Origin of the sequence: Pseudomonas sp. FSL R10-1350 (assembly GCF_009600525.1) — a bacterium.
GTDB classification, from domain to species: domain Bacteria; phylum Pseudomonadota; class Gammaproteobacteria; order Pseudomonadales; family Pseudomonadaceae; genus Aquipseudomonas; species Aquipseudomonas helleri.
Genome location: NZ_WIVR01000020.1, coordinates 13,838 through 29,351, shown reverse-complemented (window position 1 = coordinate 29,351; position 15,514 = coordinate 13,838). Strand labels below are relative to the sequence as shown.

General features: G+C 59.3%; 13 protein-coding genes. 6 read left to right on the top strand and 7 right to left on the bottom strand.

Going from position 1 to position 15,514, the window contains the following annotated elements; all coding sequences use genetic code 11:
• Window positions 1–11: 11 nt before the first annotated feature.
• Window positions 12–242 carry a hypothetical protein gene (locus GHO25_RS11530; protein WP_048368991.1) on the bottom strand — a complete coding sequence of 77 codons (231 nt, stop codon included), beginning with the start codon at window positions 240–242 and terminating at the stop codon, window positions 12–14.
• Window positions 243–711: 469 nt separating this feature from the next.
• On the opposite strand from GHO25_RS11530, the gene GHO25_RS11525 reads away from it, so the two are divergent.
• Both GHO25_RS11525 and GHO25_RS11520 read left to right on the top strand, forming a co-directional pair.
• Window positions 712–1,182 (top strand): hypothetical protein, encoded by a 471-nt coding sequence (locus GHO25_RS11525; RefSeq protein ID WP_048388414.1) that lies wholly within the window; start codon window positions 712–714, stop codon window positions 1,180–1,182.
• A complete protein-coding gene (locus GHO25_RS11520) occupies window positions 1,179–1,388 on the top strand; it encodes a hypothetical protein (protein ID WP_178110068.1) in 210 nt (69 codons plus the stop codon). Before GHO25_RS11525 ends, GHO25_RS11520 begins: the two co-directional genes overlap by 4 nt.
• A 16-nt stretch (window positions 1,389–1,404) precedes the next feature.
• Here GHO25_RS11520 and GHO25_RS11515 read toward each other — a convergent pair whose 3' ends face one another.
• Window positions 1,405–2,931 (bottom strand): MFS transporter, encoded by a 1,527-nt coding sequence (locus tag GHO25_RS11515; RefSeq protein WP_153390821.1) that lies wholly within the window; start codon window positions 2,929–2,931, stop codon window positions 1,405–1,407.
• 162 nt (window positions 2,932–3,093) lie between these two features.
• Between GHO25_RS11515 and GHO25_RS11510 the strand changes: the two genes are divergently transcribed.
• The 4 genes from GHO25_RS11510 to GHO25_RS11495 all read left to right on the top strand — a co-directional run bounded on the left by GHO25_RS11510 (window position 3,094) and on the right by GHO25_RS11495 (window position 7,780).
• Complete coding sequence (locus GHO25_RS11510) at window positions 3,094–3,966, top strand: LysR family transcriptional regulator (RefSeq protein ID WP_153390820.1); 873 nt, start codon at window positions 3,094–3,096, stop codon at window positions 3,964–3,966.
• 89 nt (window positions 3,967–4,055) lie between these two features.
• Entirely contained in the window at window positions 4,056–6,152 is a 2,097-nt protein-coding gene (locus GHO25_RS11505; RefSeq protein WP_153390819.1) for a bifunctional diguanylate cyclase/phosphodiesterase, read from the top strand.
• Between the two features lie 65 nt (window positions 6,153–6,217).
• Window positions 6,218–6,964: an SDR family oxidoreductase gene (locus tag GHO25_RS11500; protein ID WP_048368997.1), complete on the top strand. Its 747-nt coding sequence runs from the start codon at window positions 6,218–6,220 to the stop codon at window positions 6,962–6,964.
• A gap of 207 nt (window positions 6,965–7,171) precedes the next feature.
• On the top strand, window positions 7,172–7,780 hold the full coding sequence (locus GHO25_RS11495) for a DUF4880 domain-containing protein (protein ID WP_048368998.1): 609 nt from the start codon (window positions 7,172–7,174) through the stop codon (window positions 7,778–7,780).
• Window positions 7,781–7,823: 43 nt separating this feature from the next.
• Here GHO25_RS11495 and GHO25_RS11490 read toward each other — a convergent pair whose 3' ends face one another.
• From GHO25_RS11490 to GHO25_RS11470, 5 genes are all read right to left on the bottom strand, one after another.
• On the bottom strand, window positions 7,824–9,068 hold the full coding sequence (locus GHO25_RS11490; RefSeq protein ID WP_153390818.1) for an AGE family epimerase/isomerase: 1,245 nt from the start codon (window positions 9,066–9,068) through the stop codon (window positions 7,824–7,826).
• A gap of 108 nt (window positions 9,069–9,176) precedes the next feature.
• The gene (locus GHO25_RS11485) at window positions 9,177–10,040 is read right to left on the bottom strand and encodes a LysR family transcriptional regulator (protein WP_048388430.1); all 864 of its coding nucleotides are present in this window, start codon (window positions 10,038–10,040) and stop codon (window positions 9,177–9,179) included.
• A gap of 143 nt (window positions 10,041–10,183) precedes the next feature.
• On the bottom strand, window positions 10,184–12,658 hold the full coding sequence (locus GHO25_RS11480) for a TonB-dependent siderophore receptor (protein WP_153390817.1): 2,475 nt from the start codon (window positions 12,656–12,658) through the stop codon (window positions 10,184–10,186).
• Between the two features lie 132 nt (window positions 12,659–12,790).
• Window positions 12,791–14,455 (bottom strand): cyclic peptide export ABC transporter, encoded by a 1,665-nt coding sequence (locus GHO25_RS11475; protein ID WP_153390816.1) that lies wholly within the window; start codon window positions 14,453–14,455, stop codon window positions 12,791–12,793.
• Window positions 14,456–14,650: 195 nt separating this feature from the next.
• Window positions 14,651–15,511, bottom strand: coding sequence for a formylglycine-generating enzyme family protein (locus tag GHO25_RS11470; protein ID WP_153390815.1), 861 nt, complete (start codon window positions 15,509–15,511; stop codon window positions 14,651–14,653).
• Between the last annotated feature and the right edge of the window lie 3 nt (window positions 15,512–15,514).

Below are 15,514 nucleotides of genomic sequence, written 5' to 3'. Positions count from 1 at the left end.
TTAAAGTGCGTTTAAGCGTTGAGAGCGCCCGCGTCGACGGCTTCTTTCAGTTGCCGGGCAGATTCCATGCCGGCTATTTTTGCCAGCTCGGCGGTCTTGAACCAACGGTCCTTTTCAACCTGGTAGTAACTGACTTTGGTCAAAGGTGGTTTTGGGCGCATCACGATCACTGCCTGAAACTCTCCGTCGACATCTTTGACGTCACCACGGATGAAATACTCGCCAATATCAAATTCCGTCACGTGTCATGATTCCTTGCAAGTAATGGAGTACAGACAACCTGGCGGCATGGGCCAGGCCAATTTTTCGCGCCAGTATGGCAGCAGTTGGCGGGTTGTGGCGCAGTTAACGCATCGGTGCGACGAAAGCCCTGTTGAATATGGGGCCAATCAGGCAGAAAATAAGCCGTTGGCAAAAATGGGAACAGGATGTGTATACCCATTCCTGTGCCTGAGTCGGTAGAATAGCCGCCCAACTGAGTACAAACCGATGTGCGCGAGCACATGCCCTGGTTAATTTCCTTCAAGTTCTGGCGCCTTTTTGTCAGGGCAACCCAAGCGGGAATCCATTACTTTTACATCACAGGCCATCCCTGACCCCAGCCGTCAGTTGAATTTCCCGTACTCGGTTTTTAAGTGGGTGGGTGAGGTCTTTTTTGCTGCCTGCCTTTTAGCAGGCAGATTAATTTTTTTTGTTATTGAGGGCTTTTCGTTGGCAGTCAGCAATTTGGAGATGCACGCTTTATTTGTGTTGGGTGACTTGCGGGCCCGGTTGGTCAAATTGTTCCAGTCGCGCTTTGTATACGTCACCGAACAAACGGCAGAAGGTATTTACATCGCTGAAATCGATACCGAAACAGCGCTGGTGGTAGACGACAAACCCGGCCTGAAACTCAAGGTTGGCGATCATTTCAGTGCCGCCGTCATGCCAAGCCGTGAAGGTGGCAAGCTGGACATCAAGTTTCGTGAAATCAAAATGACGGTGTATGGCATTGGTGACTATGCCTACGTCAGCTCGCCGTTAGGCGAAGGTATTGTTTTCAAGGAAGGCCAAACCGTGATGCTGGTGTTTGCGGCCACCGAGCAACTCGAAGCTGGCCTGAGCAAAACCTTGAAGGCGGTCACCACCAAGGCGGCCAAATGGCGCAAGGGTGAGTTGACCTTCAAGGCCAGCAAAGAGTGACGCTGACGCGCAGCGAGTTTCATCAGCAGCACCTTGAACAGGCCCAGACCAAGGCTGCCGAGCTATTTGCCCGGCGCACGGACCTCAAAGGCGCCTGGCTGGGCTGGGTGGCGGGGCAACTGTACAGTTTGAGCCCCGCCGAATACGCCAGCATGGTTCGCCGCGAACTGCAGCGCTTGCAGGAAGGTATGCCAGCATCACCGTGAGCGGGGCGAAGCCTTTTCAGGTGGCAACGACAAACCGTGGTATCGGTTTACGCATCAGTGTACCCACCAGCAGTGCGCCCAACAGCGCAAGCAACCCGGCAACCCACAGCAGGGTACTGAAGCCCGCTACAAACGCCTGGGTCGCCAGTGGTTGAATCTGCGCTTGTGCCGCCGGCGGCAACTGGCTGAGCGCCCCTGACATGTCGCCCGCGACCACCCGTGAAGCAATAAAGTGGCTTTGCTCCAGCCAGGGGCTGGTCACCTGTGCGAGGCTGGCTTGCAAGTTTTGCTCGGTGTGCCCGCCCAGCAAGGCGCCGTACACGCCGATCGCCAAGACGATGGCGCTAAAGCGCATGGTGGTGCTCATGCCGGACGCCATGCCCACCCGGTCTCGCGGCACGCAGGCCATGATGTTTTTTTGCGTGTCGCCGTTCAGCAGCCCGGCACCCGCGCCAGTCACGGCGGTGGCCAGGGCGAAACTCAGGTAGCCGCCATAACCCACGGCCCAGGCGCTGAGCAAGTTGCCACAGCCCACCAGGGTCAGCCCCAGGGCCATCATGCTCGCCGGGGTGTAGCGTGACGCCATGCGCGCGCCAATTCGTGGGCAGATCAACATGGTCAGGGCAAACGGCAGCATGCCCAACCCCGAGAGAATGGCCGTCAGGCCCAGCCCGTTTTGCAGGTAGAAGGGCAGCAAGGTCATCATCACTTGAGCACACCCGGCATAGGCAAACATGCCCAGCAATGCGCCGATAAACCGCGGATGACGGAACAGTTGCAGGTCGATCATCGGCCGTTGCTGCACCGACTCGATCCACACAAACAGCGCCAGCAGCAAGGCGCCGCCGCACAGGCGGGCATAGGTCAGCGGGTTATCCCAGCCAATCCGGTTGGCTTCGATCAGGCCCCAGATCAGGCACAGCAAGCTGGCGCTGAAGGCCAGGCTGCCCCAAGGGTCGAGGCGTGCTGACTGCGGATCGCGGGATTCGCTGATAGCGTGGCGCACCAGCGCCATCAGTACCAGGCCGACCGGCAAGTTGAGGTAGAAAATCCAGCGCCAGCCCAGGTACTCGGTGATCAGCCCGCCCAAGGTTGGCGCTGCGGTCATGGCCACCCCCATGCACGCGCCCCAAAACGCCCAGGCCTTGGCCCGTTCAACTTCATCATGGAAGGCATGCCCGATGGAGGCCAGCGCTGAGGTCAGCAGCAACGCTGCACCAACGCCTTTGACCGCCCGGGCGATTTCCAGCAGCAGGCTATTGGGCGCTGCCCCGCAAGCCAGTGACGCGAGGATGAAAATACACAGGCCCCAGATCAGGGTGGTTTTGCGGCCAATGCGGTCGGCAATGCTCCCGGCCGGCAGCAGCAAGGCGGCAAACGCCAGCATATACGCGCTGACCACCCATTCGATGTCGACAAAGTTGGCGCCCAGATCACGGGCAATGGTGGGCAGGGTGACCGCGACGATATTGGTGTCGAGCACGATCAATGAACACACCCCGCTGGCAGTCAGCAGGGTCAGGCGTGGGCTCACTGTTTTCATGGGCGTTGCCCTGCGCCAACCAAGGGCGTTACTTTGTGAGTAATCAAGTTGACGGACATGTGCGAGTCTCTCTCATATGGCGGTGTCAACAGGGTATCGCTGCGCTGGCTGAGTTGCGTTAGCTGGCTGCTCGAACTTCATTACCTTTGAGCTAATGCTGCTATGGAAATACGCCACTTTCGCTACTTTCTGGCCGTTGCACAGCACTGCAATTTCACCCGCGCTGCCGAAGTGTTGGGCATTGCACCGCCGACCCTGAGCCGACAAATCCAGGACCTTGAAAATGCCCTGGGGGTGCGCTTGTTTGTGCGCGAGCAGCGTCAGGTCAGCCTGACCGAGGCGGGGCAGGCGCTGTTGCCTGAAGCCGATGCCACTGTGCGCCAGTTCGAGCTTGCACAGCGGCATGCGCAACGGGCCGGACGCGGCGAGACCGGGCATATCGAATTGGGTTATGTGGCTTCTGCGGTGTATTCCGGTGTGTTGCAGCGCCAAGTCAAGGCTTACACCGATGAGTCCTCAGAAGTCAGCTTGAGCGTGCGCGAAGCGCCGATGGCCAGTTTGCCGACGATGGTGGCCGAAGGGCGTTTTGACTTGGGCTATGTGCGCTCACCGATGGCGCTGCCCCCGGAGCTGGAAGCCATTCGTCTGAACAGCGAAGGGTTTGTCTTGGCGATAGCCGCCGACGCGTGGCTCACTCGCCTCAAGCACATCAGCGCCGAGCATTTGCAGCACGAGACCTTCATCTTGCCCGAGCAGATCAGCGGCACATTGCACGTGGCGGCCCAAGGAGGCTATGCCCCTAAACTGGGTGCGCAGCCCGGCGGGCTGGTGGCTGTCATCGCTTTGGTGTCTTTGAACCGGGGCGTGGCGGTGGTGCCGGCCTCGGTGGTGGGGCATATCAGCCTGCCGAATGTGCTGTACCGGACTATCGAAGGGTGTGACGCAACCTCCTGGTTGTCGTTGATCTATCGCCGATTTGAAAAGTCCGCGGCAGTCGTGCGTTATATAGACAAGGTCAAGCATGAAGCGGGTTAGCATTTGCGTGCGTTCGTTTCAGGAAACAGTACAATCGCGCATTTTTCACTGGACATGGATGCTGGTCCGGATCGTTCAAGAGAAAGCTCATGGTTGCTGCAACGTACTCTCCCGCCCTGGTGTTTATTTCCTTATGCGTGGCCATTCTGGCCTCGTATACCGCACTTGACCTGACAGGGCGAATCGCTACCGCGCGTGGGCGAACGGCCTATTTGTGGATGGGGGGCGGGGCGCTGGCTATGGGTTTCGGGGTCTGGTCGATGCACTTTATTGGCATGCTCGCCCTGGAGTTGCCGCTGGAGCTGGGCTACGACCTTGGCCTCACCCTGTGGTCATTGCTGGTGGCGATTTTGTCTTGCGGGTTTGCCTTGTGGCTGGTCAGCCAGCCGAGCCTGCCGGCACTGCAATTACTGTTGGGCGCCTTGATCATGGGCGCCGGGATCAGCGCCATGCACTACAGCGGCATGGCGGCCTTGAAGATGCAGCCGGGCATTGACTACGATCCGACGCTGTTTGGCCTGTCGCTGGTGATTGCGGTCGGCGCCTCGGCGGCTGCGCTGTCCATCGCGTTTCGCTTGCGCAAGCAAACCCCTTATGTGCGCCTGATTCGCGGCGGTGCGTCGGTGATCATGGGCCTGGCGATTGTCGGCATGCACTACACCGGCATGGCCGCGGCGAATTTCCCGGTGGGCAGTTTTTGCGGCGCGCTGGTGGATGGGCTGAGCGGCAAAGGTCTGGACAACCTGGTGCTGGTGTCCAGCCTCGCGGTGCTGGTGATAGCGCTGCTGACCTCGATCTTCGATGCCCGCCTGGACGCCCGCACGGCGGCGCTGGCGGACTCACTGACCCTGGCCAACGAAGAGCTCACCCAACTGGCCTTGCATGACACCCTGACCGGGCTGCCTAACCGCATCCTGCTGGCTGACCGGATCAGCCAGGCCATGGCCAAGGTCGCGGAGCAGGGCGGGTGCTTTTCGCTGATGTTTATCGACCTGGACGGCTTCAAGCCGGTCAACGATGCTTTTGGCCATCACGTGGGCGACCGCTTGCTACGTGAAGTGGCCTTGCGTTTGCGCGAGCAGTTGCGCAGCCAGGACACCCTGGCGCGCATTGGCGGCGATGAATTTGTGTTGCTGGTGCGTTTGACCGGGCCCGACGACGCACCGCAAGTGGCCACCCGCCAAGTCAGCCTGTTGGCCAAGAGCTTTCGGGTAGATGAGCATGACTTGCAGATCTCTGCGAGCATCGGTATTGCGCTGTACCCCGGCAATGGCCAGAGCGCCGAAGAACTGCTGATGAACGCTGACGCCGCGATGTACCACGCCAAAGGTGGCGGTAAAAACGGCTACAGCTTCTTTGACGTGTCGATGAACACCAACGCGCGCAAACAACTGCAACTGTTGCAGGACCTGCGCCAGGCGCTGGAACATAACCAGTTCCGTCTGCACTACCAGCCCAAGTTTGATGCCAGCAACGGCAAGCCGGTCGGGGCTGAAGCTTTGCTGCGCTGGGAGCATCCGCAACAGGGTTTGCTGCAACCGGACGACTTTATCGAGCTGGCCGAAAAAACCGGCTTGATCATCCCGATTGGCGAGTGGGTGCTCAACGAGGCATGCCGGCAAATGCGCATCTGGTTTGACCAGGGCTACAGCCACTGGCGCATCGCGGTCAATTTGTCGGCCTTGCAGTTTTGCTACTCCGGGCTGGTCGACAGCGTGGTCTCGGCGCTGGATCGCAACCAATTGCCAGCCAACAGCCTGACTTTGGAAATCACCGAAACCACCGCCATGAGTGACGCTGATGCGAGCATGACGGTGCTGCAAAAGCTCTCGCACATGGGCGTCGACCTGTCCATTGATGATTTTGGTACGGGCTATTCCAGCTTGATGTATCTCAAGCGCTTGCCTGCCAACGAGCTGAAAATCGACCGTGGTTTCGTGCGCGACCTGGAACATGACAGCGATGATGCGGCGATTGTCTCGGCCATTGTGGCGTTGGGTCAGGCGCTGGGCTTGCGGATCGTTGCTGAAGGTGTTGAGACCGACACCCAGCAAAGCTTCCTGACCACCTTGGGCTGTGATTCCCTGCAAGGTTTTTTGCTGGGTCAGCCCCTGCCAGCCGAGCAATTTATGGTGGATATTCACCGCGCTGAACAGCCCGTCGCTGGCAACCCGGCTTCGGCCTGACAAAACCGGTGCATCGCGGTTACTCTTGTGCTCATGTCCACTGGTTGAATGGGGAGCGCGTATTTATGGATAGAGTCATCGTGATCACCGGTGGTAGTCGCGGCATTGGCGCAGCCACTGCTGTGCTGGCGGCGAAACAGGGTTACCGGATTTGCATCAACTACCAGTCTGACGACACGGCGGCGCATCAAGTGCTGGACGAGGTGCGTGCGCTGGGGGCACAAGCCATTGCGGTTCGGGCTGACGTCAGCGACGAAGACGAAGTTATCAGCCTGTTCTCGCGGGTTGACCTGGAGTTGGGCCCGGTCACGGCGCTGGTCAACAATGCCGGGACCGTGGGGCAAAAGTCCCGGGTCGACGAAATGTCGCAAGTGCGCATCATGCATACCCTTAAAACCAACGTGCTGGGCCCGATTTTGTGCGCCAAACACGCGGTGCTGCGCATGTCACCGCGTTACGGCGGCCAGGGCGGCAATATCGTCAACGTGTCATCGGTGGCCGCGCGACTGGGCTCGCCCAGCGAATACGTCGACTACGCCGCCTCCAAGGGCGCCCTCGATACCTTCACCTTGGGCTTGTCCAAAGAACTGGCCGGCGAGGGGATCCGGGTCAACGCCGTGCGGCCGGGTTACATCTTCACCGACTTCCACGCGCTCAGTGGCGACCCGGGGCGGGTGAGCAAACTCGAACCCCTCATCCCCATGGGCCGAGGCGGGCGCCCGGAAGAAGTCGCCGAAGCCATCATCTGGCTGCTCTCGGACAAAGCCTCCTACACCACCGGCACCTTCCTGGACCTGGGCGGCGGGCGTTAAACGACTGTAGCAGCGAGCCTGCCCCGCGATCTTTTAAACGATAAAAAGACCGCGGGGCGCACGGCATGTTCTGAACAAGCGCATTGCAATTACGCTCAATCTGCTGATAATGCGACTTATTGCTATTTGAGTCTGGTGATCTGTCGTGTCTGCACCTCTTCCAGGCCGTGCCTTTGTTCATTGCTTGTCACATACGGCGCAATGCCCATGAGCAAAAACAAGCTCGACCCCATTACCCGTGATGCCATTGACTGGGTTCTGCACCTTGAGTCTGGCCGCGCCTGTTCTTCCGAGCGCCAAGTGTTCAAAGCCTGGCTGGCTGAAAACCCCGAGCACAAGGCCGCCTGGCAACGGGTCGCCGGGCTGGTGAAAAATTCCATGGCTGACTTGCAATCAGTTGATCGGCGTAGCCCGGGTCAAATGCAGGCGGCACTCAAGGCCTTGCTGGATAAGCCTTCGCCAGTGCGTAAAAAAGCCCTGCAAGGCGCTGTGCTGCTGTTATTGCTCGGTCTGGGCGCCGCCGTGTTGGTAGACCGCGTAGTGCCGTTGGCAGGCTTGACGGCCGATCAATACACCGGCACTGGTGAACGCAAAACCATCGAGCTGTACGATGAGCCGCTGTCGGACTTGATCGATGCCTTGCGTCCCTACCAGGCCGGCGTGTTGCGCATCAGCCCAGAAGCCGCGCGGTTGCGGGTCTTTGGGGTATTCGCGCTGGACAACACCGCGCATACCTTGAGTGCACTGGCGCAAACCCTGCCGCTCAAAGTCACGCGCTATGGGCCGTGGTTGACGGTGATTGACGTGGTTCGTTAATTTTTAAATGGCGTGAGGGCAACGCCTCGCTACGCACGTTTTTTTATCGGCGTAGCTTGAGGGCGCTGGCCAGGCTGATCGCCAGTGGCAAGCGTGGCAACAACGTGGCCTGGTAAGCGTGGTACAAATCGCCCTTGCCGGGCCAGATGGTGGCCGATGGCAGGTTGTCCGGGCCCAGTTCGTGGTGCCAACTGCCGTTCTCACGGTCGGTCAGGTGCAGGTCGATGTAGTCCCAGAAGCGCTGATACCACACGTCATACTCAGGCTCGCCGGTGCGTTGGATCAGGGCCGTGGCCGCCGCTGCGGCTTCGGCGAGGGTCCAGTGCAGGCGCTCACGCACCTGCGGTTGATGGTTCCAGTCCAGCGTGTAAACAATCCCCGGTTCACCGTCCACCTGCCAGCCATAGCGGCAAGCGCTGGCGAACAAATGGCGGGCATCGTCCAGCAACCATTCAGGGTTTTCCAGGCCACGCTGCTTGCGTGCGGCTTCAAGGTGCAGCAACAGGCGCGCCCATTCAAACGCATGGCCCGGTGTCTTGCCAAAAGGGCGGAAAGGGTCGGCCGGGTTATCGATGTTGTAGTCGGGCAGCGCTTGCCACTGCGCATCGAAATGCTCAATGGGCAAGTAGCCGGACTGCGCGGCGTGTTGATGAATCACCCGATCGGCGATGCTCAAGGCGCGGTCGAGCCAGAGGTCTTCGTCGAGGACATCGGCCAGTGCCAGAAAGGTTTCGGTGCCATGCATGTTGCTGTTGGCCCCACGGTACAGCTCGCAGTCACTCCAGTCTTCGGCAAAGCTTTCCTGCAAGGCGCCTTGCTTTTCACACCAGAAATGACGCTCAAGAACACCCACGGCTTCTGCGAGCAATTCAGCAGCGCCCAGGCGTCCGGCCACCACCGCAGAGCTGGCGGCCAGGGCGACAAATGCATGCAGGTAGGCGTACTTGCGGCGGTTACCATCTTCGCCATTGGGGGTCGCAAACCAACCGCCATGATTGGCGTCTTGCAGCGCGCCGGCCAGTGCCGAGAGACCATGATCAATCAACGGCCCGCAGCCCGGCAGGCCCTGAATATGCGCCAGGGAAAAGCTGTGAACCATCCGCGCGGTGGTCACGGTATCCACCTGGGCATCGTTCGGGCGCTGGCCGAAGCGGTCGAGGCTGGCAAACCCAAGCGGCACGCGCGCAGCCTTGGCGAAATCCACCAGCGCTTGCCCCTGGTCGTGCAGCCACTGTTGATGGGAGGCAGAAGTCAGCCAGCTTTCGTTGGTACGCGTGAGATTGGTCATGTGCCACCTGTGGGGTTCTTGTTATTCAGCGCTCGCAGATTAAGAGATTGGCTCAAAAGCTGAAAGCTTTCATCTTCACAAGACGCCCGGTTGTCGCACAGCTGTTGGTTAAATCTCCGGGCCCCAGCGCTGCGACCAGTCGCCGTCCTCCTTGACCAGTTCGCGCAGCAGTTCGATGGCGTGTTGCAACGCCGGGCTGTCGCGTTCGCGTGAGTACACCAAATAGGTCGGGTAGCTGAACTCAGGGGCTTTGGGCACGCGCTCCAGAGCGCCGCTGTCCAGGTAACTTTTGACCACCCGGGTGCGAAAGTAGCCGCTGCCGCCGTTTTCCAGAATGAAATGCAAGGCCACCGGCCCCAGGTTAAAACTGATCGGCGCCCGGGCTTTATCTGGCAGGGCGGCGTCATGTTGACGGCGGAAGTCTTCACCCCAGTCCACGTATACATAAGGCTCGGGCAGGGCAGGGCGGCGAATCTGAATCAGTTTCTCTTCAAGCAACTGCTCAACTTGCATCCCCGGCCAATACTCAGGCTGATACACCAGCGCGGCATCCAGCAGGCCCATTTCGATCTGGCGCAACAGAAACTCACCGTCGCGAATCTGAATCCGCAAGGCGTGCTGGGTGAGGTGTTCTCGCAAGGTTTTCGCCCAGCTCAGAATCAGCGGGTTGCACAGGCTGACTTCACCGCCGATGTGCAGCATTTTGTGCAAGCCTTCGGGGCGCGGTACATCACGGCGGGCGGCCTCCCAGGTTTGCATCAGTTGATTGGCATAGACCACAAAGGCTTCGCCGTCCGGGGTCAGCTTGGCGCCGGCGCGGTTACGCACAAATAACCCGGTGCCGAGCAGGCTTTCGAGCTTTTGCACGCGGGCGGTCACGGCGGTCTGGGTGATGTGAAGTTTTTCAGCTGCTGCCGCGAGGCTGCCGCAGCGGACGATTTCGAGGAAGGTACGGGCCAGGTCGAGGTCCATGATCGTGCCTGTGAGCAAGGAGTGCTCAGTGTAAGGGCAATGTACGAAAAACACATGGACACTGTAGGAGTGAACTCGCCTCGCGATCTTTTATAAAGATCAAAAGATCGCGAGCAAGCTCGCTCCTACAGATTTTTTGCGGGTTAGAAGGTGTATTTAGTCGTCAGCGACAGGCTGCGTGGCTCGCCGTAGTAAACGGTGCTGAAGTTACCCAGGCCCGACAGGTACTTTTTGTCGAACACGTTGTTGGCGTTGAGGTTGAACGACAGGTGCTCGTTGTAATCGTAGCGGGTCATCAGGTTAACCAGCGCGTAGCTGTTCTGCTCGATGATGTCGTAGTCGCCTTTCGGGTCGTTCCAGATCCGCCCGTAGAACGGGCTCTGCCAGTTCACGCCACCGCCCACGGTGACTTTGTTCAACGCGCCTGGCAGGCGATAGGTGGTGAACACCCGTGCCACGTTTTCAGGCTTGGTGGTTTCCAGCGGGAAGCCATACAGGCGCTTGCCGTCATCGGTTTTGGTCTGGGCGTAGGTGTAGCCCGCCATGATGTTCCAGTCCGGCATCAACTCACCGGCCAGTTCAAACTCGATGCCTTTGGTTTTTGCTCCATCAACCGACTCGTAGAAGTCGCGACCGGTATCCGCGTCTGTGCCGGCGTAGATCGGCAGTTTTTTCTGCTCAGTGCGGAACACCGCCACGGTAGCGTTCAGGCGGCCGCCAAAGTATTCACCCTTCAAGCCGATTTCGTAGCTGTTGCCTTCGGTAGGTGGCAGGTTGGTGTTGGACTGGCTGCGCTCGGTCACCGGTTTGTAGATCGAGGTGTAGCTGGCATAGGTTGAGTAGGTGTCGTTCAGGTCATACACCACACCCGCGTAAGGCGTGACTTTGCCGTGTTGCTTGGAGGTGGTCTTGTTGTCGCTGAACGTCGATGACTGCACGTAATACTTGTAGGTGTCGTTGTACTGGAAGTCGCTCAGACGGCTGCCCAAAATGACCGACAAGTCATCGGCAGGCTTGAAGCGGGCAGCGATGTAGGCGCTGTTCTGGTTGGTGTTTTTCTCGTACTTGCCGTTTTTCGGGAAGTCCGGTTTCGGGTAATGGCCCTTCCAGTCAAAGATACTGCCCGGAACCTCACCGAACGCGCTGCCATCGAAGGTCGCGCCGGTTTGGCGTGACGATTGTGATGTGGCGCCGACAACCAGTTCATGTTCGCGGCCGAACAGGGTGAAAGGGCCAGTCGCATTGATGTCGGCGGTGGTTTGTACGCGATGGCCTTCCCACTTGCCCCAGTAAAAGAACATGCCCTCGCCAGTTACCGGGTCCGGGGTGCCGCCACTGGCCGAGCCCAGTTGGGTGTCGTGGTCGTTGGTTTGCTGATTCAGCGTGCCTTTGACCTTCCAGTCGTTGGCAAAGGTGTGTTCAAGGGAGGCGAAGGTGGTTTGCGCGACGACATCACGACGGCTCCAGTCCGTGGCCGGGTTGAACGAGCGGCTGAAGTCGGTCTTGCTGTAGTCCGAGAAGTAGTACGGGTTACCGGTCCAGGACGAGCCGCGTGGCTTGATTTTTTGATAGTCCATGCCGAAGGTGAACAGCGTGTCGGGGGTCAGATCGGCTTCGATGATGCCGTAGAACACGTCATTCTTTTTGGAATAATGGTCGCGGTACGAGTCCGCATCCTGGTACACCGCCACCACCCGGCCGCGCACGCTGCCGTCTTCATTCAACGGGCCGGAAATATCGCCTTCGGTGCGGTAATCATCCCATGAGCCGACGCTGCCGCTGACCGATGCCTTGAATTCGCGGGTCGGTTTCTTGCGGATCAGGTTGACCGTGGCCGAAGGCTCGCCCGAGCCGGACAGCAGGCCCGTTGCCCCCTTGATGATATCGACGCGGTCGTACAGGGCCATGTCGACCTTGGTAGCGCCTTCATCGAACACACCGTCGTACTGGCTGTTGACGCCGTCGTACTGGAAGTTGGTGATGGCGTAGCCACGCGCCGAGTATTCCATGCGGTCACTGTCGTAGGCCTGGGTAGAAATGCCCGGCGCATTGCGCAGCACATCGCCGATGCTCTGCGCGGCCTGGTCGTTCATCAACTGGCGAGTGATCACAGTCACGGTCTGCGGGGTTTCGCGGATCGACAACGGCAACTTGGTCGAACTGGCTGTAGCGCCTGTGGTGTAAGAGCCGGAGTCTTCAGTGATCAGCGTGTTGCCCAGACCCTTGCCGGTAATGGTCGTGGCGCCCAGCTCCAGGCCTTTGCCCTGGTGGGTGTTGATAATCACTGTATTGCCATTGAGCTGATAGGAAATCCCGCTGCCTTGCAGCAGGGTTTCCAGTGCCTGGATGGGCTCAAGCGAACCCGACACCGAATGCGATTTGATCCCTTGCACCTGATCCGGGCTGTACAGCACTTGCAGGTTGGCCTGCTTGCCAAATTCGTTCAGTGCGCTGGCCAGCGATTGTGCCGGAATGTTCACCGCGACCGGGGCGGCCTGTACCAGTGAAGAGCCTAGTAAAACCGATGCCACAAAGGCGCTGGACAACAGGGTGCGGCGCACAGTCTGACGCTGGGTAGCGATCGCGAGAGGTGTCCGGCTCAAGGTTGGTCGTTGCATGTCGTGCCTAGGCTCCGTAGAAAAATTCTTTCTTGTTAATGGGAATAGTTATTAGACGCAGCACGATTAAAAAACCGGATAAAAGTTCCTGAAAAAAATAAGTCGATCCCCCAAAACGGTTCGAACTGGGAATTACGCCACGTCCAGCGCCGTGCTGACCTTGCCGCTGTCCATGCGCACCAATTGATCGGCAACGTCGAAATAACGGTCGTCGTGGGAGATCACGATGATGGTTTTACCCAGGCGCTTAAGGTCCGGCAGCAGTTCGGTGTAGAAAATCCGCCTGAAGGTCGGGTCCTGGTCGGCCGCCCATTCGTCAAACACCAGCACCGGGCGCTCTTCCAGCCAGGCGTTGACCAGAGCCAGGCGCTTGCGTTGCCCGGTCGAGAGGTCGGTGGTGCTGAACTGGCCGTCGGTGATGCTGACCTTGTGCGCAATTTCCAGGCGCTTGAGGTACTGCTCGGCGTCCTGGGGGATGTGCATGTCGCCTTGCACCACGTCATTGAACAGGTAGTAGTCGGCAAAAATAGTGGTGAACAACTGCCGATAGTCATCGCGGGTTTCAGCTGACACGGGCTGGCCATTTAGGCGGATCTCACCCTGTTGCGGTGCATACAGGCCCAGCAGCAACTTGATCAGGGTGGTTTTGCCGCAGCCGTTTTCGCCGACGATAAACACAATGTCGCCTTGCTTGATCGTCAGGTTTACCGGGCCGAGGCGGAACGGGGCGCTGCCGTCCACGGGCGGGAAGCTGTAGCTAACGTCCAGCAGTTGCAGGCTGTTGAGGGTCTTGTCAGGGGCGTCCTGGGCGTTGAGCAGCAGGTGCGGCTCGGGCGAGTTGAACTGTTCGGACAAGTCGGCAATGCGCCGGAAGGCGATTTGCGCACGACTGATGATCGGCAGGGTGCTGATCAAGTGTTCCAGCGGGCCTTTCATGTACAGCAACACCAGGACAAAACCGCTGATGACCTCGGGGTTGCCGCTAGGCCAAAACGACTGCATGGCCAGCGCCAGGCCGATGACCACGAAAAACAGCATCGAGCCGAGGCTTTTGGCGATGACAAAAGTGTTGATCGAGCGCACCTGAATGTCGCAGATTTTTTGCGCCGTGCGCTGAATGCCGGAGACAAACATCCGTTGCCGACGCGGGCGGTGGATACGCAGTTCCTTGGCACCTTCGGCAATCGCGTTGTAATGCTTTTGCAACTCGTCTTCGGCTTCACGGGCTTCGGCAAACCCATTGAGGCCGTAGCCGCGGGCGATGTACTGGATCACCGTACCGATGGCAATGGCCACCAGCATCATCACAAACATCGGCCACGACAGCATGGCCAGATAGCCCATGCAGCCCAGGGTCACGGTCAGCGAAATCGCCAGTGGGGCGAAGGCAAAGGCGAAGTCGCTGATGGTGTCGACGTCATGGGTCAGTACCGGAATCAGCCGGTGGCTGCGGTAACGTTCAATGTGCGAGATGGGCGCCGAAAGCACCTTTTCGCCGAGCTCTCGGCGCAGGGTGGCAATGATGTGCTGGCCGACATAATTGCTGCCGATGTCGGAACAAATACTGCTGATCAGCGCCAGCACGCACAGCCCGGCAAACAGCGCGACCACCTGTTGGGTGAGCCCGCTTTCGGCGTGCAGGGCACTGTTGATGGTCGCCAGCAGCACCGTCACGCTTAACCCGCCAATCATGCCCAGCACAATTGACAGGCTGACGATCAAACGAAAAGGCTTGAGCAGAATAAACAGTTCTCGAAGAACCCCGGGCGATGTCCGGGGCGTGGCAGGCTGGCTCATAAACAAGAGTTCCTTGGCTCAAGGGAAGGGCAGTCTCTTGTGAACGAGTGATTGGGGTGGGGATTTAGCCGCTGTAACAGGTTGAGAATGAACCTGTGGGAGCGGGCTTGCTCGCGATAGCATCACCGGGGACGACAGACAAACTGAGCCGCCCGTATCGCGAGCAAGCCCGCTCCTACAATAAGGTTATGGGCTTTAAAGATCGCGCTCAACCCTGAAGCCGATCCAGTCGCCACGGGTTTGCGGATAGATGTCGTTACGGTTGCCCGAGCGTGAGAACACCGGGGCTTCGCCCCAGTCATTGCCGCGGATCTGCATCAGTTCGCCCGCGCACTCAGTCACCCAGGCGCTGCCATCGGTGGGTGCGCCCACGTAGTCGTTGTGTTTGCAGTCTGCGAGCCATTCGTACACGTTGCCGTGCATGTCGTACACGCCAAAGGCGTTGGCCGGGTAGCTGCCGACCGGCGAGCTGTAGCTGTAGCCATCTGCAGGGCCGTAGGTATTGGCATGCTTGGCGATGCTGTAGGGCTTGCCTTCATCCATCGGGAACGGGAAAGGCCCGGTCGATCCGGCCCTGGCGGCGTATTCGCGGGTGGCCTCGCTGACCATGCGGTACGGCTTGCCGGTCTTTTTTGCCAGCCAGCTGACATATTGCTTAACGTCTTCAAAGTCCATGCACACCGCGGGCTGACGCGGCCCCTGCGGGTAGCTGGGTTTGCTCGCCGTGCATTTGCGCCCGAGGCGGTCGTCGCCGTCGGCAATCTTGACCCCGGTTTCCTTGATATACGCATCAAATTCACCTGCCGTGACTTGAAAGCGACTGATCGCTACCGGCTTGCTGAAGGTCACGGTGTGCATCGGGCCTTCATCGGGCTCGCGGCCAACTTCATCGTCGGGGGTGCCCATGACAAAACTGCCCGCCGGCAGCACCACCATTTGCGGGCAGTTTTTACAGTCTTGAAAGACCGTGCCCGGTTCGGCAGCCGGGGCGGCGTGGGCCAAGGCGGGCAGGGTACTGGCGAACAACAGGCAATACAGCGGTTTTAGCGTGGGCATGGT